At 66.5% G+C, this 19,533-nt stretch carries 21 protein-coding genes; 4 read left to right on the forward strand and 17 right to left on the reverse strand.

The window, feature by feature from the left end:
• Positions 1–16 precede the first annotated feature (16 nt).
• The 5 genes from BDI24065_RS08040 to BDI24065_RS08060 form a co-directional block, all read right to left on the reverse strand.
• Positions 17–238, reverse strand: coding sequence for a hypothetical protein (locus BDI24065_RS08040; RefSeq protein WP_175030763.1), 222 nt, complete (start codon positions 236–238; stop codon positions 17–19).
• Between the two features lie 12 nt (positions 239–250).
• A complete protein-coding gene (locus tag BDI24065_RS08045; protein WP_175030764.1) occupies positions 251–1,135 on the reverse strand; it encodes a hypothetical protein in 885 nt (294 codons plus the stop codon).
• 341 nt (positions 1,136–1,476) lie between these two features.
• Positions 1,477–1,665, reverse strand: a complete 189-nt coding sequence (locus BDI24065_RS08050) for a 4-oxalocrotonate tautomerase (protein ID WP_069251875.1) — start codon at positions 1,663–1,665, stop codon at positions 1,477–1,479.
• Between the two features lie 51 nt (positions 1,666–1,716).
• Positions 1,717–2,493 carry a class II aldolase/adducin family protein gene (locus tag BDI24065_RS08055; protein ID WP_175030765.1) on the reverse strand — a complete coding sequence of 259 codons (777 nt, stop codon included), beginning with the start codon at positions 2,491–2,493 and terminating at the stop codon, positions 1,717–1,719.
• Complete coding sequence (locus BDI24065_RS08060; protein WP_175030766.1) at positions 2,468–3,361, reverse strand: urea transporter; 894 nt, start codon at positions 3,359–3,361, stop codon at positions 2,468–2,470. Before BDI24065_RS08060 ends, BDI24065_RS08055 begins: the two co-directional genes overlap by 26 nt.
• A 256-nt stretch (positions 3,362–3,617) precedes the next feature.
• On the opposite strand from BDI24065_RS08060, the gene BDI24065_RS08065 reads away from it, so the two are divergent.
• The gene (locus BDI24065_RS08065) at positions 3,618–4,184 is read left to right on the forward strand and encodes a putative glycolipid-binding domain-containing protein (protein ID WP_175030767.1); all 567 of its coding nucleotides are present in this window, start codon (positions 3,618–3,620) and stop codon (positions 4,182–4,184) included.
• Here the strand turns inward: BDI24065_RS08065 and BDI24065_RS08070 are convergent.
• The 5 genes from BDI24065_RS08070 to BDI24065_RS08090 form a co-directional block, all read right to left on the reverse strand.
• On the reverse strand, positions 4,133–5,056 hold the full coding sequence (locus BDI24065_RS08070) for an alpha/beta fold hydrolase (RefSeq protein WP_175030768.1): 924 nt from the start codon (positions 5,054–5,056) through the stop codon (positions 4,133–4,135). The genes BDI24065_RS08065 and BDI24065_RS08070 overlap by 52 nt on opposite strands.
• 4 nt (positions 5,057–5,060) lie before the next feature.
• Positions 5,061–5,966: a metal-dependent hydrolase gene (locus tag BDI24065_RS08075; protein ID WP_175030769.1), complete on the reverse strand. Its 906-nt coding sequence runs from the start codon at positions 5,964–5,966 to the stop codon at positions 5,061–5,063.
• Positions 5,963–6,898: an SDR family NAD(P)-dependent oxidoreductase gene (locus BDI24065_RS08080; protein WP_175030770.1), complete on the reverse strand. Its 936-nt coding sequence runs from the start codon at positions 6,896–6,898 to the stop codon at positions 5,963–5,965. The genes BDI24065_RS08075 and BDI24065_RS08080 overlap by 4 nt, the downstream gene beginning before the upstream one ends.
• A 21-nt stretch (positions 6,899–6,919) precedes the next feature.
• On the reverse strand, positions 6,920–8,509 hold the full coding sequence (locus BDI24065_RS08085) for a flavin-containing monooxygenase (RefSeq protein ID WP_175030771.1): 1,590 nt from the start codon (positions 8,507–8,509) through the stop codon (positions 6,920–6,922).
• 246 nt (positions 8,510–8,755) lie between these two features.
• Positions 8,756–9,427 carry a lysoplasmalogenase gene (locus tag BDI24065_RS08090; RefSeq protein WP_175030772.1) on the reverse strand — a complete coding sequence of 224 codons (672 nt, stop codon included), beginning with the start codon at positions 9,425–9,427 and terminating at the stop codon, positions 8,756–8,758.
• A 369-nt stretch (positions 9,428–9,796) separates the two neighbouring features.
• Between BDI24065_RS08090 and speB the strand changes: the two genes are divergently transcribed.
• Positions 9,797–10,765: an agmatinase gene (speB, locus tag BDI24065_RS08095; protein ID WP_175030773.1), complete on the forward strand. Its 969-nt coding sequence runs from the start codon at positions 9,797–9,799 to the stop codon at positions 10,763–10,765.
• Between the two features lie 232 nt (positions 10,766–10,997).
• Here the strand turns inward: speB and BDI24065_RS08100 are convergent, their stop codons facing one another.
• Complete coding sequence (locus BDI24065_RS08100) at positions 10,998–12,293, reverse strand: citrate synthase family protein (protein WP_175030877.1); 1,296 nt, start codon at positions 12,291–12,293, stop codon at positions 10,998–11,000.
• A gap of 103 nt (positions 12,294–12,396) precedes the next feature.
• On the opposite strand from BDI24065_RS08100, the gene BDI24065_RS08105 reads away from it, so the two are divergent.
• Entirely contained in the window at positions 12,397–13,830 is a 1,434-nt protein-coding gene (locus BDI24065_RS08105; protein WP_175030774.1) for a CoA transferase, read from the forward strand.
• 38 nt (positions 13,831–13,868) lie between these two features.
• On the opposite strand, the gene BDI24065_RS08110 is transcribed toward BDI24065_RS08105, so the two are convergent.
• The 6 genes from BDI24065_RS08110 to BDI24065_RS08135 form a co-directional block, all read right to left on the reverse strand.
• The gene (locus BDI24065_RS08110) at positions 13,869–14,093 is read right to left on the reverse strand and encodes a hypothetical protein (protein ID WP_175030775.1); all 225 of its coding nucleotides are present in this window, start codon (positions 14,091–14,093) and stop codon (positions 13,869–13,871) included.
• A 276-nt stretch (positions 14,094–14,369) separates the two neighbouring features.
• Positions 14,370–14,573, reverse strand: coding sequence for a cold-shock protein (locus BDI24065_RS08115; protein WP_006485974.1), 204 nt, complete (start codon positions 14,571–14,573; stop codon positions 14,370–14,372).
• A 320-nt stretch (positions 14,574–14,893) separates the two neighbouring features.
• Positions 14,894–15,877: a sulfonate ABC transporter substrate-binding protein gene (locus BDI24065_RS08120; RefSeq protein ID WP_175030776.1), complete on the reverse strand. Its 984-nt coding sequence runs from the start codon at positions 15,875–15,877 to the stop codon at positions 14,894–14,896.
• A 123-nt stretch (positions 15,878–16,000) separates the two neighbouring features.
• Entirely contained in the window at positions 16,001–16,840 is an 840-nt protein-coding gene (locus BDI24065_RS08125) for a MerR family transcriptional regulator (protein WP_175030777.1), read from the reverse strand.
• Between the two features lie 9 nt (positions 16,841–16,849).
• Positions 16,850–17,410, reverse strand: coding sequence for a GNAT family N-acetyltransferase (locus BDI24065_RS08130; protein ID WP_175030778.1), 561 nt, complete (start codon positions 17,408–17,410; stop codon positions 16,850–16,852).
• An 87-nt stretch (positions 17,411–17,497) separates the two neighbouring features.
• The gene (locus BDI24065_RS08135) at positions 17,498–18,370 is read right to left on the reverse strand and encodes a LysR family transcriptional regulator (protein ID WP_175030878.1); all 873 of its coding nucleotides are present in this window, start codon (positions 18,368–18,370) and stop codon (positions 17,498–17,500) included.
• Positions 18,371–18,501: 131 nt separating this feature from the next.
• Here BDI24065_RS08135 and BDI24065_RS08140 point away from each other — a divergent pair, with 131 nt between their 5' ends.
• Positions 18,502–19,500 carry a quinone oxidoreductase family protein gene (locus BDI24065_RS08140; RefSeq protein ID WP_175030779.1) on the forward strand — a complete coding sequence of 333 codons (999 nt, stop codon included), beginning with the start codon at positions 18,502–18,504 and terminating at the stop codon, positions 19,498–19,500.
• The last annotated feature ends 33 nt before the right edge of the window (positions 19,501–19,533 follow it).

The following is a 19,533-nucleotide window of genomic DNA, read 5'->3' on the forward strand; positions in this document are numbered from 1 at the left end:
CGCTGCAGTGTGTGAATCAGGTCAGTTCTGGCGGCTTCAGGTCGGGATGCCGCTTGTAGAGCGGGTTCATGAAATCGAGCAGCATCGTGTTCAACAGAGAGGAAACGAATTCGCGATAGGCAACGAATTCGGCATCCGGGCAGGATGCCTTGACTGCCAGTAGAGAGCGATCGAGATCAGCCCCCATTTGTAAGACCATATCGTTCAGGGCGGTTGCGGCTTGCTTGTCTGTAATCATGTGCTCACCTTGTTAACGTCCTGCCAACGCATTGCAGCTGTTGACGCAGTTCCAGAATTTGAATCCGAAGTTTCCGGTTGGCAAAGTCGTTGCGGAACACTTGGCTCGACACATTGCTCTCCATTGCGTACAGGACATGTTTCTGGGTTGCGGCGTCATGCCTAGAGTGTTGTCGACTGCGGGAGGTGCAACGAAAATGAAGTTCGTTGATTCTCGCTTCGTCGTATAGATGACGGCGAGATCCTCCGAAAAAAGCAAGGTTGCGTCAAATTCGTGGTTGAGCCTGCTCGCGCAGGCTTTCGTTGCTGGAGAGAGCGTCAAGCGCAACCCGTCTTCCGAGCGAAGCGGTTGTATTTTCCCCGTCAGTCTGCACGTGCCGATATCGACTGATGCATCAACGAGGTTTTTGTCGATGCGAAGCTGGACAAGGCTATCGGAGATGGTTGCCTGCCACGTTCCTGCACGGATGGCGCCTCGAGCCTGATTGGTGGAGCGATAAGGTTGTGCAACGAAGCTGGTTGTTTCGCCGTTGCTGCCCAGCATGACGCCGATAGATCCTCGGCTCGTCTCCTGAACGCCGATCGTGACGCTGGACGATGCCGAAGTCCATGGAACATAGTCGGTGCCGGTTGAGCCGGCTAGTTGGTCGTAGATGACGTATCCGGAAATATTCTCCTTGCTTCCATAGACAACCAGGAAGCGATTCGCAGCAATCTTGACGATCTTGTACGTCGTCCCGTTCTCGTCAGCCTTCCATGCCTCATGAAGTGTGACGGAGTGTGGATTCGATGTGGTGTCGGGCTGTGTGGAAACTGAGCTGCCAACGCTCGGATTCGCGAATGAAATCAACGAAAACAGCAGGACGGCGGAGTAGCGTTTGATGGTCCTAATTTTCATGGTGTCTACCTGCAATGATGAATGGAGTATCGGTGTAGACGTACTTGCCGGGTTCATTGCTGGCGGTAACACCGATGAACGGTGATTGGCTGGCTAGATTGTCGAATGTGGATTTGCGATTTTTGTTTCGTTATGAAGTTCTATTTTGAGAAATAAATAAATCGAATTCTGAAGCTTGTTTCGACTATGAAAGTTAATTGCAATATTTCGTGGCGTCAACGTTAATATATTGGGATAACTAATTGATGAAATGGCGCAGAGGTAAGGGCGAACCTGCGGCAGAGAAACGAAGGCTGCGCGCTATCGTGGTCCGGCGGCGCGCAGTCTATCTGAGGGGACGCTCAGCGCTCGTCGCTCCACAGCTTCCCCGCCGTCGCCCAGTTCTCTTTCTTCACGTCGGTGAGAATGATATCGACCGAGCCAGGCTCGCAGCCGAGCGTCTCGCACGTGACGCGCGTGATGGCTTCGACGAATTCGCGCTTCTGGTCGACGGTGCGGCCTTCGAAGAGCTGGATATTGAAAGTCGGCATGACGGAGTGCTCCGATGGTTGGGATGAATGATTCGGGGGAAGCCGGCGGCGTCAGTCGCGATACGTCGGATCGATCCGGTCGAGCCGGCGCAGCAGCGCCGGCCATTCCAGTTCGCCCTCGATCGCGCCGCCGTCGCGCAGTTGTTCTGCGGTCCGGTCTGCGACGGCCGGGTCGGGCAGCACGAGCGGCCCGCCGCCGGCCTGCGCGCGCACCTGGATGTCGCACGCCTTGATCAGCGTATCCATCAGCACATAGGCTTCGGCCACGGTGCGGCCAACCGTCAGCGTGCCGTGGTTGCGCAGCAGCATCGCGGATTTCGCGCCGAGGCTCGCGGTCAGCCGCGCGCCTTCGGCCGGCGAGAATGCGAGCGCCTCGTAGTCGTGGTACCCGAGGTCGCCATGAAACCGCAACGCGTGCTGCGACGCGGGCAGCAGCCCGTCGCGCTGGATCGACACGGCGATGCCGGCCGTATTGTGCAGATGCATCACGCACACGGCGTCGGCGCGTGCGGCGTGCACGGCCCCATGCAGCGCGAAGCCCGTCACGTTGACCGCATGCTCGCTGTCGCCAATCCGGTTGCCGGCCAGGTCGATCTTCACGAGATTCGACGCGCGGACTTCGTCGAACGTGAGGCCGAACGGGTTGATCAGGAAGTGGCCGGGCTCGCCGGGCACGGTTGCGGAAAGGTGCGTGTAGATCAGGTCGTCCCAGCCGTTCAGCGCGACGAGCCGGTACGCGGCGGCGAGGTCGACGCGCATCCGGCGTTCGGCGTCCGAGATCGGGCCGCCGGGTTTCACGGCATCAGGACGGTGTGCGAATGACGACATCGGGTTCTCCGAGGGTGAAGCGGCGCGCGACGGCCACCGTGACCCACGACGCGAGCGCGAACGGGGCCGTGAACGCGGGAATGCCGGCGCGCGTCGCGAGCCACTGGATCAGCGCGGCCAGTGCGGCGGCCGCGAGTGCCGCGCGCGGGCCGCGCGGCATCAGCGCGAGCGCGGCGAGTGCGCCATTGAAGCCGAGCAGGCCGTCGGCGAACGATGCGCCGCTGGCGCCGAGCGCGACCAGCAGCACGGTCGATACCAGCGCGCCGCCGAGCGCGAACGCGGCCGCGCGGCGCGACGCGACGGCAAGGCCGGCGACGATCGACACGCCGGCCCATGCGCCTTGCGCGAAGGTGGTCTGGGCGATGCCTGAAAGAAGGGCATCGGCGGCGGAAACAAGCGTCAGCGCCGGGCCGGCCATCGTGCCGCTGGCATGCTGCAGCGCGACAAACGGTAGCCACAGCGCGGTGACGATGAGGCACGGGCTCGAATACGGGCACTGGCGCCAGCGTGCGAGCGGCAAGCGCATCGCGCGCTGCACGAGCGCCGCGCCGATCGAGGCCAGCGGCACCAGCGCGACGGCGGTGAGTTGATGGGGCGCGCACAGCACGGCGATCAGCGCGGCGAGCGCGCCGTTGAAGCCGTGCAGCCCCTGTTCGACGTCGCGGCGCTCGGCGCCCGTCAGCACGGCCGTCATGCTGGCGGCGGCCGAGCCGACCAGCGCCGCGCTCGCGAGCCGCAGGTCGGTCAGCGCCAGAGCCGCGAGCAGCAGCGTACCGGTGAGTGCATTTGCCTGCAGCACGATCTGCCCGATGCCGCGCAGCAGGATACGCAGGTCGATCGACGGCGGGACGGGGCGGGCGGTAGGCATGATGGCGGCGGAACAGGACGAGCCGCGAGCATAGGACACAATCCCATGCACCGGAATAGGGAATTCTGGATAGTCAGGATTTGTGGTCGATGCCCCGAAACGGTGAATCCGGATGTCGACTCGTGCCCGAACGCCGCGCCGTTGGCCCTTTCGGCGGGGCTGCCCGTTCGGGACGCGAATCCTGACGGTGGCCGGCACCTTCGTCGGGCGATTCGTGCGACGATGCCTCGCATCGGGAAAACCGGGAGGCGGAACGATGCGCGAAGTGCGTTGGGCGTCGCTCGAAGGCGACGGGGTCGAACATCTGACGTTCGACCGGAGCGGCGGCGGGATCGTCGTCGAAAGCGCGGTGGTCGGCCAGCGGTATGGCCGTGCGTACGGGCTCGCTTATCGCGTCGAGTGCGACGCGCACTGGCGCGTGACCTACGCGGTGCTCAAGGTGATGGGCGGCGGCACGCTGGAACTGCGCAGCGACGGCGCCGGCCGCTGGCACGATGGTTCAGGCCGCGCACTGCCGGAACTCGACGGCTGCATCGACATCGACATCGCGGCGACGCCGTTCACGAATTCGCTGCCGATCGGCCGCCTCGGGCTCGCGCGCGGCGAGCGGCGGCCGATCGACGTCGCGTACATCTCGACGCCGGACCTGAAGGTCACGCCGGTCAAGCAGGCCTACGCGTGCCTCGAGCCGGGCCGGCGCTACCGCTACGAAGGAATCTTCCGCGACTTCACGGCCGAGATGGCAATCGACGACGACGGGCTCGTCGTCGATTACGAGACGCTGTTCAGACGCCTGCCGGCGCCGGCGCCCGCGGTGCGCTGAACCCTGGCCGCGGCCGGGGCGAGCGCCGGCCGCTCCTGCGCGGACGCGAAGCGGTCGATCCGCGACGCGATCATGTCGGGGTGGCGCAGCACGATCCAGTGCGTGCCGTCGATTTCCTCGCGCACGTGGTCGCCGAGCCAGCGGTCGAGGTCGACCGACATCTCGGGCGTCACATAGCGGTCGCGCACCGGCACCAGGATCTGCACGGGTGCCTGCGCGTACCGTTCGCGCGGCTTGCGTGCCCGTGCGATGAAGTTCGCACGGTACAGCTGCAGGCCGTTCAGCGCGTTTTTCAGTTGCACGGGGTCGCGCTCGGCGCGCACGCGTTCGGTGAGCTGCAGCCAGCGCGGCCACAATGCCGCGCCGCCGAGCCGCCACACCAGCGACGGCACAAGCGGCAGGTGGAAGAACGCGATGTACCACGACTTCAGGCTCTGCTTGAGCCGCATCTTCGCGCGGAACACGTGATCGAGGCACGGGCCCGAGATCGACGTGTACGACGCGATCCGGCCGCGGAACGCGGGGTCGGTCACGGCCTCCCAGCACTGGATCGAGCCCCAGTCGTGGCCGACGAGATGGAACGGCCGGCCGCCGCACGTCGCATCGGCCACCGCCTTCAGGTCGGCGGCGAGCCGTTCGAGCGTGTAGTCGGCGCGGCGGCGCGGCGCATCGGACGCACCGGCGCCGCGCACGTCGTACGCGATCACGCGGTAGCGCTTCGCGAGCCGCGCCCGGATCGGCGCCCACACGGCTGCCGAATCGGGGTAGCCGTGCACGAGGATCAGCGGCGGGGCGCGACGCGACCCGCTTACGTAGACGGCGAGTTTCACGTCGCCGGACTGGACGGTCAGCATCTCGTGGGCGCGCGCCATGGCGTCATGCCTGCGGAACCGGGTGCAGCGGCACGCGGCGCGGGGCGGCTTGCGCGGCGTAGCGCGCATTGGTCGCGTCGATGTTCTCGAGCAGCGTGTCGAGCCCCTGCAGGTACTGGTGGTTGTCGTGGTCCCACGGGTGGAAGCCCGGGCGGAAGTAGTCGAGCCATTCGCGCGCGATGCTCGGGAACACGCCGTGCTTCGGGCCGTACAGGTACTTCACGAGGCGCCACATGCCGCCGAACTTGCCGTGTTCGCGACGGTGCGCACGCATCAGTCGCACGTGGAAGTCGAACACGATGGTCCAGAAGAGCAGCGTCGTCGTCAGCATCGTGCCCGTGCGCAGCAGGTAGCTGCCGAGGCCGGGTTTCATCACGGTGGTCCATACGTCGTACGACACGGCCTTGTGCTCGGTTTCCTCCATCGCATGCCACATCCACATCTGCTGGTAGCCTTCGACCGAGCCGTCGATCCGGTGCTCGTGGCCCGACAGCAGCTGGTTCGCGAGGATCGCCGTGTAGTGCTCGAGCGCGATCGTGATCGCGAGCTGCATCGAATGCGGCAGCACCTTCTTGAACCAGCCGAGGATCGTCCACAGGCGCTTGTCGAGCTTGTGCGCGGGCAGGCCGGACGACTGCAGCAGGTCGTTGTATTCGATGTGCTCGCGCGTGTGCATCGCTTCCTGGCCGATGAAGCCGAGCACCTGCTTCTTCAGCTCCGGATCCTCGATCCGGTCGCGATAGTTGCGCACCGAATCCATGAAGAAGCGTTCGCCGGCCGGGAACAGCAGCGACAGCGCGTTCATGAAGTGCGTGACCGGTACGCCCTGCACGTGCCAGTCACGTGCGCGTTCGGGGGGCAGCGCGAAACGGATGTCGCGCCGCACGGGCATCATGTTCGGGGTCGTCATGATTGTTCACCTCCCTGGTTGCCTGCATTGTTGTAGGTGGCGTGCAGCGGTGCGGGCGCCGGCGTGCCGCGTGCGGCGTCGCGGCGGGCCCTCGCGGCCTCGCGGCGCGTCGCGAGCACGACGAGCGCCTGGTACGCACACGGCAGGACGCGCGCCATCCAGTCCCCGGCCTTCGCGTCGCGGCCGATCAGCACGCGGCGCTTGTTCTTGCGCACGCCGGCGAGGATCGTGCGCGCGGCATCGTCGGCGGTCGTGATGAAGAACTTCTCGAACGTGTCCCGGCCTTGTTGCTCGCTCGCGACCATGAAGCCGACCATGTTCTTCGAGACCCGGCTGGCCTGCGCGATGTTCGTGCGGATGCCGCCCGGATGCACGCAGGTTGCCGACACGCCGCACTTCATCATGTCGAGTTCCTGGCGCAGCGATTCGGTGAAGCCGCGCACCGCGAACTTGGTCGCGTTGTAGCCGCTCATGCCCGGTTGCGCGAAGATCCCGAACAGGCTCGACGTGTTGATCACGTGGCCGTCGCCCGATGCCTTCAGGTGCGGCAGGAACGCCTTCGTGCCGTGCACGACGCCCCAGAAGTTGATGTTCACGATCCACTCGAGATCGCTGTATTCCATCCCTTCGATCGTGCTCGACAGCGCGACGCCCGCGTTGTTGAAGATCAGGTTGACCTTGCCGTGTTCCTTCGCGGTGTCGTCGGCCCACGCGAACATTGCTTCGCGGTCGCCGACGTCGAGGACGCGCGTCGACACGCGCACGTTCGGCGCGATCGTGCGGACGATCCGCTCGGTTTCGGCGAGGCCGACGGCGTTCTTGTCGGCGAGCGATACGTGACAGCCGGCCTGCGCGAGCTGGATCGCGAGCGAGCGGCCCATGCCCGAGCCGGCACCCGTGATCGCGGCGACCTTGTTGGCGAAATCTCTCATGTCGGTTGCTCCTTGTCTGGCTCAGGCCGCTTCGGCGGACGTGGAAGTCGAAGCGGAAGCGGCGGGCGCGGCGACGGGCCGCGCGGTCGTGTCGTGTTGCGGCGCGCGATACGCGTGGTAGTCGGCGATCGAGAAGTGCGCGGTCGCCTGGCGGAAGCGCCACGTGAAGCCCGGCCACAGCGTCGTGTTCTTGCCGGTGCGCGGATCGAGGTACCAGCTCTTGCAGCCGCCCGTCGACCAGATCGCTTTCTTAAGCTTGCCCTGCAGGTCGCTGTTGAATTGCGCCTCGACGAGCGGGCGCACCTCGATCGCGTCCGCCCGTTCGCGGTGCATCGTCTGCAGCGCGCCGAGGATGTACTCGATCTGCGACTCGATCATGAACACCATCGAGTTGTGGCCGAGGCCCGTGTTCGGGCCGACGATCATGAAGAAGTTCGGGTAGCCCGGCAGCGTCGAGCCGAGATACGCGTGCGCGCCGTCGCGCCATGCATCGACGATGTCGAGCCCGCCGCGGCCGATGATCGCGCCGCGCGGATACGGATCGGCCACCTGGAAGCCGGTGCCGTAGATCAGGCAGTCGACTTCATGGCGGCGGCCGTCGGTCGTCACGACCGCGTCGGCATCGATGTGGTCGATGCCGGTCGTGATCACGTCGACGTTCTTGCGCGACAGCGCCGGGTAGTAGTCGTTCGAGATCAGCACGCGCTTGCAGCCGAGCGTGTAGTTCGGCGTGACGGTCTTGCGCAGCTCCGGATCGGGAATCTGCTTGCGGATGTGGCGCAGGGCGAGCTTCTGCACGTTCTTCATCAGCGACGGATGGATCGCGAAGCCGAGCACGCGCGATTCGAGCATCCAGTAGATGCTGCTGCGCACGGCCTTCTGCGTGAACGGCAGCGTGCGGAACAGCCACTTCTCGAGCCCGGTGAGGTTGCGGTCGGGCTTCGGCATGATCCACGGCGGCGTGCGCTGGAACAGCGCGAGTTCCTTTACGCGCGGCGCGATCTGCGGCACGAACTGGATCGCGCTCGCGCCGGTGCCGATCACCGCGACGCGCTTGCCTTCAAGCGCATAGTCGTGATCCCACTGCTGCGAGTGGAACGCGCGGCCCTTGAAGTTCTCGACGCCGGGAATCGACGGCAGCGCGGCGCGCGACAGGCCGCCCATCCCCGACACCAGCACGCGCGCGGACAGCCGCTTGCCGTTCGCGAACGTGAGGCGCCAGCGTTGCGCGGCCTCGTCGTACTCGGCGCGCTGCAGCTCGTGGTTCAGGCGCAGGTGCGCGCCGATCCCGAAGCGCTGCACGCAGTCTTCCAGATAGGCGCGGATTTCCGGCTGCGGCGCGAACATGCGCGTCCAGCGCGGGTTCGGCGCGAACGAGAACGAATAGACGTGCGATTGCACGTCGCATGCACACCCGGGGTAATGATTGTCGCGCCACGTGCCGCCGACCGACGCGGCCTTCTCGAGGACGACGAAGTCGGTCACGCCTGTTTGACGCAGGCGGATCGCCATCCCGAGGCCGGCGAAGCCGGTGCCGATGATGGCGATGTCGATGGTTTCGTCCAGGCCGTCGTGGCCGGGCGGACCGAAAGGCAACGTGCGAGCATTCATCCGGGTGTCTCCGATTTGGCTCATTTTCGAATGTTACATTGTTTGATGTAACGATAGTGGGTGAGCCCGGAAACCGCAAGAGGCTAGAAGCGGCGCTCTAAGGGCCGGAAGCCAGACGGGAAAAGGCTGAGCGGGGTTTGGAACGGGCCGGTTTCCGCCATGCGGGATGCGCGGAAAGGGCCGTCGACAGGGCGAGAGAGGGCATAGACGAGACCGCCGGCGCGCGGCGGTCTGTTTGAAACAGTATCAGGGACGGATCGAGCGGGCGGCCGTCTCATGGAAAACCCCGGCCACGATCGTGACCTGCGCGAGCGCGTAGAGGCCCCAGATCAGGTAATCGATGCCCGGAAAGCCGCCGAGGAAGCGGCCGACGCCGATCAGCGTATCGGAGCCGACGAAGATCAGGCTGCCGATGGCCACCAGCGGGCCGCGCGTGCGGGCGGCGAGCGCGAAGCTCGCCATGGCGCACAGCACGAGCATGTAGACGGCGACCGGTGCGATCAGCTCGCCGAGGTGCGGGAAGAACGCCACGTAGAACGCCGGTGCGGCGATCCACAGCCCGACGAGCGCGGCGATGCGCCAGCCATGCGGGCGGGCGCGCCAGCGCATGAAGATCGCGCAGTAGCACAGGTGCGTGAGCAGAAACGCGCCGAGGCCGAGGACGAACGACAGCGGCCAGTCGGGCAGCGCGAGCAGCACGTCGCCGAGCACGGCCGTCACGAGCGCCGCGCACAGCCACGCGCGTTCGCGTGGCGCGCCGCAGGTACTGCCCGCCGCGAGCAACAGGATGCCCATCGCGGCTTTCGCGGCGGCCTGGCCGGGATAGGGCGCCGCGGCGAGCGAAAGTCCATATAGCAGCGCGGCGACGACGGCGAGCGGCCAGAGCCGGCGGTAGGTGGCGGGAAGGGTGGCGATCAAGGCGGGTGTCTCCGGTTTGTTGTTGTCTGCGGTGGACGGTGCGCGGTCGAGGGCGCGGCTGTCGGCCATTATCCGGAAGAAAGGGCGGGCGAAAACCGGCGAATCCTTCTAGGAATCGAAGGCGGTGCGGGAGCGGTTGCCTTCTGCGCTTTGCCCCGGTTGAACCGGGGCAACGACTTCAATTCGGCTTGCTATGATCGCCGCGGTATTGCCGTTGTCGATGTGGTTGTTGCTGTCGCTGTCGTTGTTCCGCCCGGCCGCGCGACTGGATGCCCAGCCGGTGCGGGCCCGATGAATCCATGCCGTGCCCGGCCCGTGCGCTCATGCGAAGCGGGGCAGGCTGACCTCCCCACGAAAACAGGTCCGACCATGACCGAACTTCTCCACGGCGACGGCGCGATCCGTCGCACGACGCCGTACGGCTCGTCGATCGAAAACACCTATGCGGGCGTGCTGTCGTTCATGCGCCGCAACTATTCGCGCGAACTCGAAGGTGTCGACGTCGCGATCTCCGGCGTGCCGCTCGACCTCGCGACGACCTATCGCTCCGGCGCGCGGCTCGGCCCGGCGGCGATCCGCGCGGCGAGCGTGCAGCTCGCGGAGCTTCATCCGTACCCGTGGGGCTTCAACCCGTTCGACGATCTCGCGGCTGTCGACTACGGCGACTGCTGGTTCGACGCGCACAACCCGCTGTCGATCAAGCCCGCGATCGTCGAGCATGCGCGCACGATCCTCGGTTCCGGCGCGAAGATGCTGACGCTCGGCGGCGACCACTACATCACGTATCCGCTGCTGGTCGCGCATGCGGAGCGCTACGGCAAGCCGCTGTCGCTGATCCATTTCGACGCGCACTGCGACACGTGGGCCGACGACGATCCGGACAGCCTCAATCACGGGACGATGTTCTACAAGGCCGTGAAGGAAGGGCTGATCGATCCGGCGACATCGGTGCAGGTCGGGATTCGCACGTGGAACGACGACTTTCTCGGGATCGAGCGGCTCGATGCGGCGTGGGTGCATGACCATGGTGCGCGCGCGGCGGTCGAGCGGATCGTCGATATCGTCGGCGCGCGTCCCGCGTATCTGACTTTCGATATCGATTGCCTCGATCCGGCGTTCGCGCCCGGTACGGGCACGCCGGTCGCCGGTGGGCTGTCGTCGGCACAGGCACTCGCGATCGTGCGCGCGCTCGGCGCAGTGAACCTGGTCGGCGCGGATGTGGTCGAGGTCGCGCCCGCGTACGACCACGCGGACATCACGGCGATCGCGGCCGCGCATGTCGCGTGTGACTTGCTGTGCCTGTGGCGGCAGAAGAAGGTGGCGGGGACGCTGAAGTAAGTCGGCATGCGCGTGCTGCCGGTGCGGTGCGCGCATCGCCGGATCGATGTGCGGTGTGCTGTTTGCCTGTCATGTGGCCGGTGAAAGCAGTCTTCGCGGATTTCCGTGGAGGGGCCTTGGCGACCCGTTGGCGAAATCCGCGAAACGTCAGCGGGTGGCTGCCTCCGTACGCTAACGAGGCGTTGTCGTGTCACCGACGATGTGCGCCGACGTCATCACATCAAGCGAAAAACTATCGACTCCTGAAGAAAGCCGCAAGCATGTCGCTTTCCGGAGCCGCGCGATGCGTCGTTTGCTGCTTTCCCGACCGTCCGCGCGATCGCGCATGATCCGCCCCGACGCAGGCGCCGTCAGGCCAGGTCCCCGTATAAACCGCACGCGGCCTGATGAGATCGGATTGCTCGCGCTGCTCCAGCCCATGCGCGATCCAGCCGATCGAGCGACCAAGCGCGAACAGGCCGAATGCGGCGCCGACGGGAAGCCGCAAATGCCGGCGCAGTGCCACCAGCGCGAGATCCAGCGAGGGCTTGTGGCCAACGAGCGCGCTCCCGGCATCGATCATCCTTCTCCATTGAGGATGGCGCGGCAGGATCCGCGACAACAGATACGTCGCGCGCACATCGCCGTCCGGATAGAGCGCATGTCCGAAGCCCGGCAAGCCGTCTCCCCGGGCGAGACGCACGGCCATTTTTTGCTCGACGTCCTTATTACCCAGCTCGTCCCACAGTGCTTCGCCACGCGCGGTGGTGGCGCCGTGCCGCTCGCCCGACAGGCCGGCCAGGCCGCCGACCACGACGGCCCGCAAGCTCGCGTTCGTCGACGCAATGCATCGCCCCGTAAAGCTCGACGCGTTCAACTCGTGATCCGCGCACAGCACGAGCGCCATCCTGATCAGTTCGGCGCCCGCAGGCCCGACGCCCCATGCCCGCGCGCATTGCGCGTGGATGGGTGCCGTATCGATCCGGGTGCGCAGCAGGCATGCCGCCAGAATCCGCACGAGATCGCCGCAACCCTGCGCCTGACGATCGGCCGACGGCTGCCAGATCGCCGTCGGCGCATCCTCGCTTGCGACGGTGAAGAGCGGGAGCAGCGCCTGCTCGGCGCGTTGATCGTTGTAGTGCCTGAAAAGCGTTCGCAGTACCGGGGGCGTCGCGGGGACGCGACGGCCGAAAGCGGTCTGCTCGTCGCATCGCCATAGCAGCGCCGCGACTTCCTCGAGACTCGCGCGGGCAGCGAGATCGAGTGCATCCACACCGCGATAGAAGAGCCGGCCGCCATCGATCAACGTGATGCTCGATTCGAGCACGGGCGAGCCCCAGTTCAGCGCGGCCTTCGCCACTTCCTTCGGCTTGCGGCCGCGTGCGCGTTGATCGGCGAGGCGGTCGACGTCGGCCGCGAGGTAGCGGCTTTCACGGTGACTGCCGCCCGGTTCCGCGCGAAGCAGGCCGCGGCTGACGTACGCATAGAGGGTTTGCCGCGAGACACCGAGCCTTGCCGCGGCTTCGGTCGAATTCAGGTAGTTCGACATCGTGCGCAGGGGGAATCGTTCGACAGGTTGATCAGGATAATCAACGTTGACAGCAAATGCGAGCGAGACGATCTTTGCCTCACCTAATTCATGCGAGGCGAACATGCGAGTCGATCAAATGTCGAGTGAACGGGCCGCATTCGATGAGGATCGGGTGTCGCGTCATCTGCGGACGTTCTGGCGGGCGGCGGGCGGGGCGGAGGCTTTTCCCGAATCGTGCAGCTTCAGTGGCGCGGGAGAACTGGTGTCCGCGTTTCGCGTAACCGACATGGCCACGGCGGCGATCGGCGCGGCAGGGACGTCCGTTGCCGAATTGCTGCATGCGTCGACCGGGGCGTTGCCGGTGGTGCGGGTCGACCGGCGCATGGCGTCGCTGTGGTTCGGCACGTCGCTGCGTCCGCAGGGCTGGACGATGCCGCCTCAATGGGATCCGGTGGCCGGCAACTACCGGGCGCGCGATCGGTGGATCCGCTTGCACACCAACGCGCCGCATCATCGACTGGCCGCGTTGTCGGTGCTCGACTGTGCCGCCGACGCGCAGTCGGTCGCGCAAGCGGTGAATCGATGGGATGCCGGTGTGCTCGAAGACGCGATCGTCGAGCGCGGCGGTTGTGCCGCCGCGATGTACTCGGCGCAGGAGTGGGCCGGGCATCCGCAGGGCAAGGCGGTCGCAACCGAACCGCTGCTGCATGTTCATGCCGCGACCGATGCCGTCGCACATGCGTGGCGGCCTGCGAGAGACCGGCCGTTGCGCGGCATTCGCGTGCTCGACCTGACGCGCATTCTCGCCGGCCCTGTGGCGACGCGCTTTCTTGCGGGCCTGGGTGCCGATGTGTTGCGTATCGATCCGTACGGCTGGGAAGAACCGGGCACGGTGCCCGAAGTCGTCCTCGGCAAGCGGTGTGCGCGGCTGAACCTGAAGGATGGCGCGGATCTCGATACGCTCAAGCAGTTGCTGCGCCGCGCGGATATCGTCGTTCACGGGTACCGGGCCGATGCGCTCGCGCGCCTCGGGCTCGATGCGGCGCGTCGGCGCGAACTGAATCCCGCGCTCATCGACGTATCGCTCGACGCTTATGGCTGGGGCGGTGAATGGCGTTGCCGGCGCGGCTTCGACAGCCTCATTCAAACGAGCACGGGAATCGCGGAGGCGGGCATGCGCGTGACGGGCAGCGACGAGCCGGTGAACCTGCCCGTTCAGGCCATCGACCACGCGACGGGCTACCTGATGGCGACGGCCGCCATTCGCGGGCTGACGACGCGAATGAAAGAGGGCGTCGGTACGGAGGTGCGCGCTTCGCTGGCGCGCACGGCGGCCGAGTTGCAGTTGCGGTCGGAGCCGATGAGCGAGGTGGTCGAACTGGTCGCCGACGGTCAACGCGATCGTGCGGAGCACGTCGAACCGACGTCGTGGGGGCCGGCATCCCGGCTCCTCCCGCCCGTGCAGATCGGCGATGCACCGCTCCGATGGCTTTATCCGGCGCGCGCACTGGGTTCGTCTGAACCCGAGTGGTTGTCGTCGAACGACGATCTTTGAAGCGGTGCGATGAGTCGGCTGGTGCCGGCGCGTTGCCTTTAACCGCGCGTGTCGACCCAGTTGCGTGCCCAGCGGGCCGAATGCTGCAACGCCTGCTCCTCGCTCGCGAAGTAATCGAGCGAATAGAACTGGTAGCGGCCTTCGGTGCGTGGGCTACCGGCGCGCTCGAGCAGCAGGTTGGAGGAAAAACTACCGTCGGGCAAACGATGCGCCGAGGGTTGGACGGCATAGCCGTTGTACTGTTGAATTTGTTCGTTATGCATTTTAATTTTAATGATGTTCGAGTGCGCGCGTGCCGTGCGGAATGTGCACGGGTACGCCGATTCAAAGCCATTGCGAGCTGAATCTGAAGCAGTCGTAAAGCGAAAAGGGCTTGGCAGCCAGAGGGGGAATGAAGTGCAACGAGGCGTGTGGCGCTCGGCGAGCTGCTGAATGAACCGTTGCAGCTAAGAGCAATTGCGCCAACTTTGGGAGACCAATCTCCGCGAGGATGTCGCTGCAACCCGGCGCCCGTTACGGGAGGCCGGGTCCTTCAAACTTTACAGCGGCTTGATGTTGGCCGCTTGCAGACCCTTCGGGCCTTGCTTCGTCTCGAAGCTCACCTTCTGATTTTCAGCCAGCGTCTTGAAGCCGTCGGCGCGAATTTCGGAGAAGTGGGCGAAGAGATCGTCGCCGCCGTTGTCGGGCGTGATGAAGCCAAAGCCTTTGCTGTCGTTGAACCACTTGACGATACCGGTATCCATGAAGATTCCTTGAGAAAAAATATGAAGATTTGCTCTGTAATAGAGCACGTGAAGCGTCAAGGAGGGAGAGGACAACGAATACCGCTGAGGAGCGATCAATTGATGAACAGCAATCGGACTTCTTGAACTTCGACCGACACATTAACCGCTGGGCGGTGCCGGCGTCAATCGCTAACTTGTAACTGTTTCCCCAGGCGAGCTGTTTTGCGGAGGAAGCGATGTGGCCCTGCCTGGCTGCGCGCTACCCGGCATGACGTGGAGGTTAGGCCGACGAGTCGTGTGCCCATCGGCCTTTTCGAACCAGGCGCGCTGCGTTCCCGCTACTTCGCCGCGAGCGCACTCTGCACGCTTTTATCGACCCATGCGTTGTCGGCCACGGTCAGTTTCTGCGGAATCAGCTTTGCTGCATAAAACGCATCGGCGACACCCTGCTGGGCCGCGACGATCTTTTCGTCGAGCGGCACCGCGCCAAACGGGACGCGCTTGATCCACGTCTCGACGAGCGGTTGCGGCAGGCCGACCTTCGGTGCGATCAGCGCGGCCGTGTCGGCCGGATGCGTGTTGACCCACTGGCCCGTCTCGCGCGCCTGCTTCAGGATCGCGCCGACCACGTCCGGATGCTGCTGCGCGAAGTCCCGCGTGGCTTCGTAGAAGTTGTTGGTCGCCGCGAGGCCCGTGTAGTCGGACAGCGTGCGCACCTTCAGCGCATTCTGCGCGGCTGCATAGTACGGATCCCAGACGACCCATGCATCGACGTTGCCGCTCTCGAACGCGGCGCGCGCGTCGGCCGGCGCAAGGTACACGGGGCGGATTTCGTCGTAACGCACGCCGGCTTTCTTCAACGCTTCGAGCAGCAGGTAGTTCGCGCTCGAACCCTTCTGCAGTGCGATCTTCTTGCCGCGCAGGCCGGCGACCGAACGGATCGGCGAATCGGCCTTCACGACCACGGCTTCGTTGTGCGGCGCCGGCGGTTCCGCGCCGACATAGACGAAGTGCACGCCGGCCGCCTGTGCGAACACGGGCGGCGGCGCGCCCGTATAGCCGAAGTCGATGCTGCTCGCGTTCAGCGCTTCGAGCAGTTGCGGGCCGGCCGGGAATTCGAACCACTGCACGCCATAGCCGAGCGGCTTGAGCCGCGCTTCGAGCGAACCTTGTGCCTTGATGACCGACAGCAGGCCGGCCTTCTGGTAACCGATGCGCACGACCTTGTCGGCGCCGCCTTGCGCGAAGGCCGACGCGGCGGACAGCGCGACGAGCGTGGTGACGGCGGCGGTGCGGGCGATCCAGCGGGTGAAGCGAATCATCGAACGGACTCCATGCAGAACATCTTCGGGCGAGCGGCGGTGCCGCTCGGTTGGAAGAATCGTCGCATGGGCGATCGTGCCCGCAAACGAAGCATTGCCGATATCAATATGACGGCAGCACGCTTACGCTTCGTCGCTGTCGTCTTTCGATGCCGGCGTGCCGGACTGTCGCGCGGCCTCGTCGCTGAGCTTCTTGTCGAGGATCGTCGCGACGCGGCCGCCGAGATACGCACTCGCCGCGGTTTCCAGTGCGCGGTTCGTCTCGCCTTCGACGAACACGGCCGCAAGCGGGCGCAGGCGCCAGATCGCGTCGACCAGCTCGGGCACGTCGGTGGCGGGCGGCAGCGTGTCGGCGTCGTAGCGGTCGAGCCGCTTCACGACGAGATCGACGAGCAGTCGCGCGATCGCGTCGAAATGCGGCCGTGCGAGGCTGATCACGTCGAGCAGTTCGCGCGGCGGGATGCCTTCCTTCGTCATCGCGGCTGCCGCTTCGAGCAGCGCGGGGCTCTTCGCGACGAACGACAGGCCGCGCCGTTCGAGCAGGCCGAGTTCGGTCACGCGCGACAACTGCGTGGTGGCCTGCGGGCCGAACATCTGCGCGAGCGCGGCGAGCGAATAGGTCTTCGGCAGTTCGTGCGACCAGCGGCCGCCGATCGCGTTTTCGAGGCCGAGGATCGAGCGCAGGTCGTGGCCTTCGTCGATCGCCTTGATCAGGTCCTGGATGTTCGACAGCGTGTAGCCGCGCGCGAGCAGGTGGTTGATCAGCTTCAGGCGCGCGACGTGCGTGTCGTCGTAGATGCCGACGCGGCCGCGCTTTTCCGGCGGCGCGAGCAAACCTCGATCCTGGTAGGCGCGGACATTGCGCACGGTCGTGTCGGACACGCGTGCAAGTTCGTCGACCGTGTACTCGTTGCGGGAGTCCGGCGCCGCCTCGTCGGGTGTGGAATGAGTCTGTTTTGACATGCGGCCATTCTAGCGCGACGCGACAGGCTCCGGCGAGACGGGGCGCGTGTTCGCGCCGTCGCCGAGCGGGCGCTGCAGCAGCGCCGTATCGATCCAGCGGCCGTGCTTGAAACCGGCCGCCTTCAGCATGCCGGCCGGCTCGAAGCCGAACGCGCGATGCAGCGACGTCGAGCCGCCGGTGCCGCCGTCGGCGATCACCGCGATCATCTGCCGCCACGGGCCGGCCTCGCAGCGTTCGATCAGTGCCGCGAGCAGCGCGCGGCCGATTCCGCGTCCGCGCTGCGCATCGTCGATGTAGATCGAATCCTCGATCGTGAAGCGGTATGCGCTGCGCGTGCGGTATCGCGTCGCGTACGCGTAGCCGGCCACGCGGCCGTCGCATTCGGCGACGAGATACGGCAGCCCGTGGCGCAGCACCGCGTCGCGGCGCACGCGCAGTTCGGCGACGTCGGGCGGCGTTTCCTCGAACGACGCGACGCTGTGGTGCACGTGGTGCGCATAGATCGCGTGGATCGCATCGAGGTCGGCGTCGGTCGCGTCGCGAACGACACAGGCGGGGGCGGTGGGCATGGCGGCAGGTCCGGCGAATTCGGAACGCAAACCGCTACTATGCCGGCCGCCGGAGCGCATGGCAAAGCCGGGTGCGGAGGCGGCCGCCTACAGCCGGCCGTCCGCCGCGTGAACGGCATCGGCGATCGCGTCGGCGACGCGCTGCACGCGCGGCGACCGGCGCACGTCCGGGTGGACCACGAGCCAGATCTCGCGCTCGATGTCGCAACGCGGCGCGGCCGTCAGCTCGACGAGCGGTGCACCGGCGTGCGCGGCCGGATCGTCGACGAGAAACCGCGGCAGCAGCGCGACGCCGGCGCCGGCCGCGCACGCGCAATGCTGCGCGGCCAGGTCGTTGGTGACGAACGCGAAACGGCGTCCGGCCGCGAAGCGGGCGAGCCACTGATGCTGCGGCGTTTGCGCGAGCGCGTCGTCGTAGCCGACGAACGGCCAGGTGTCGGGCGGTGCGTCCGCCCATTCCGGCGACGCGCACAGCGCGAAGCGCATCGTGCCGAGCCGGCGCGCGGCGAGCCCCGGCTCGGTCGGCCGCGACAGCCGCACCGCGAGATCGGCTTCGCGCGCATACAGATTCGCCGCGTGCATCTCGCCCAGCAGGTCGATCCGCAGCGACGGCCACGCACGCTGCGCGCGGGCGAGCCGCGGCGCGAGGAAGTGGCTGGCGAACACCGGTGACGCCGATATGCGCACCACGCCGTCGAGTGCCGCCGCGCCCTGGGCGGCGCGCGCGAACGCGTGCGCGTCGGTTTCGAGGCGTGCGGCGTGCTCGGCAAGGTGCAGCCCTTCGTCGGTCGGCGGCCAGCCGCGCGGCAGCCGGTCGAACAGCCGGATGCCGAGCGCGGACTCCAGCGCGTCGATGCGCCGCGCGACCGTCGAATGCTGGACCTGCAGCGCCCGTGCGGCGGCCGACAGGCTGCCGCCGCGCATCACCGCGAGGAAATAGCGGATGTCGTCCCAGCTCATCGGCAGTGCGGACGCGGGAACGGGATCCTGATCGGTCGAATTTTGCACAGTAGATGGGCGCGTGGCGTGAATTCCGTTCGATTATGCACGATGGGATGATCGTGTCACTTCATTCGATTACGAGGAACGTCATGACCCAGACTGCCACTGCCATCCGGATCGGGATCGACCGTTACGGCGACGCCGGCGTGCTGCGCCGCGTCGATGCGCCCGTCGCGCCGCCCGGCGCCGGCGAAGTGCGGATCCGCCAGACCGCGATCGGCGTGAATTTCGTCGACATCTATTTCAGGACCGGTGCGCATGCGTTGCCCGCGCTGCCGGACGCGCTAGGCGTCGAGGCGGCCGGCGTGATCGACGCGGTCGGGCCGGGCGTGATGGATCTCGTTCCCGGCCAGCGTGTCGCCTATGCGGGCATGCCGACCGGCAGCTATGCGAGCCTGCGCACGATGCCGGCCGAGCGCGTGCTGCCGATTCCCGACAGCCTGAGCGATGAAGCCGCCGCAGCTGGGCTGCTGAAAGGGATCACCGTCTACATGCTGCTGCATCGCGTCCGGCAGGTCGGCGCCGGCGACACGGTGCTCGTGCATGCGGCGGCCGGCGGTGTCGGGCTGCTGGCGACGCAGTGGGCGCGTGCGCTCGGCGCGCGGGTGATCGGCACGGTCGGGTCGTCCGCGAAAGCCGCGCTCGCGCGCACGCATGGCGCCGACGCGGTCGTCGATTACCGTGAGGAGGATTTTGTCGCGGCGGCCCGCGCGTTCGGCGGCGGCGCGGGGGTCGATTACGCGATCGACGGGATCGGCGGCGACGTGCTGACGCGTACGCTCGGCGCGGTCCGTCCGTTCGGGATGGTCGCGAGCATCGGGCAGGTGGCCGCGATCGGCGCGCGGCAGACGTTCGATCTCGACGAACTGGGGCCGGCGCGGTCGATCGCGCTCGCGCGGCCGAGCGTGCTCGGCTTCATCGCGCGTGACGTCGACGGCTATCGGGAGGCGGCGCGCGCGACGCTCGAACGGCTGGCGGGCGGGATGCATATGGAGATCGGCGCGCGGCTGCCGCTCGAGCAGGCGGCCGATGCGCACCGGCTGCTGGAGTCGCGCGCGACGACGGGCGGGGTCGTGCTGGTGCCTTGACGGCGGGCGGATGGGGATCGCGACGCGGCTCGA

Origin of the sequence: Burkholderia lata (assembly GCF_902499025.1) — a bacterium.
In the GTDB taxonomy this organism is placed as follows: domain Bacteria; phylum Pseudomonadota; class Gammaproteobacteria; order Burkholderiales; family Burkholderiaceae; genus Burkholderia; species Burkholderia lata_C.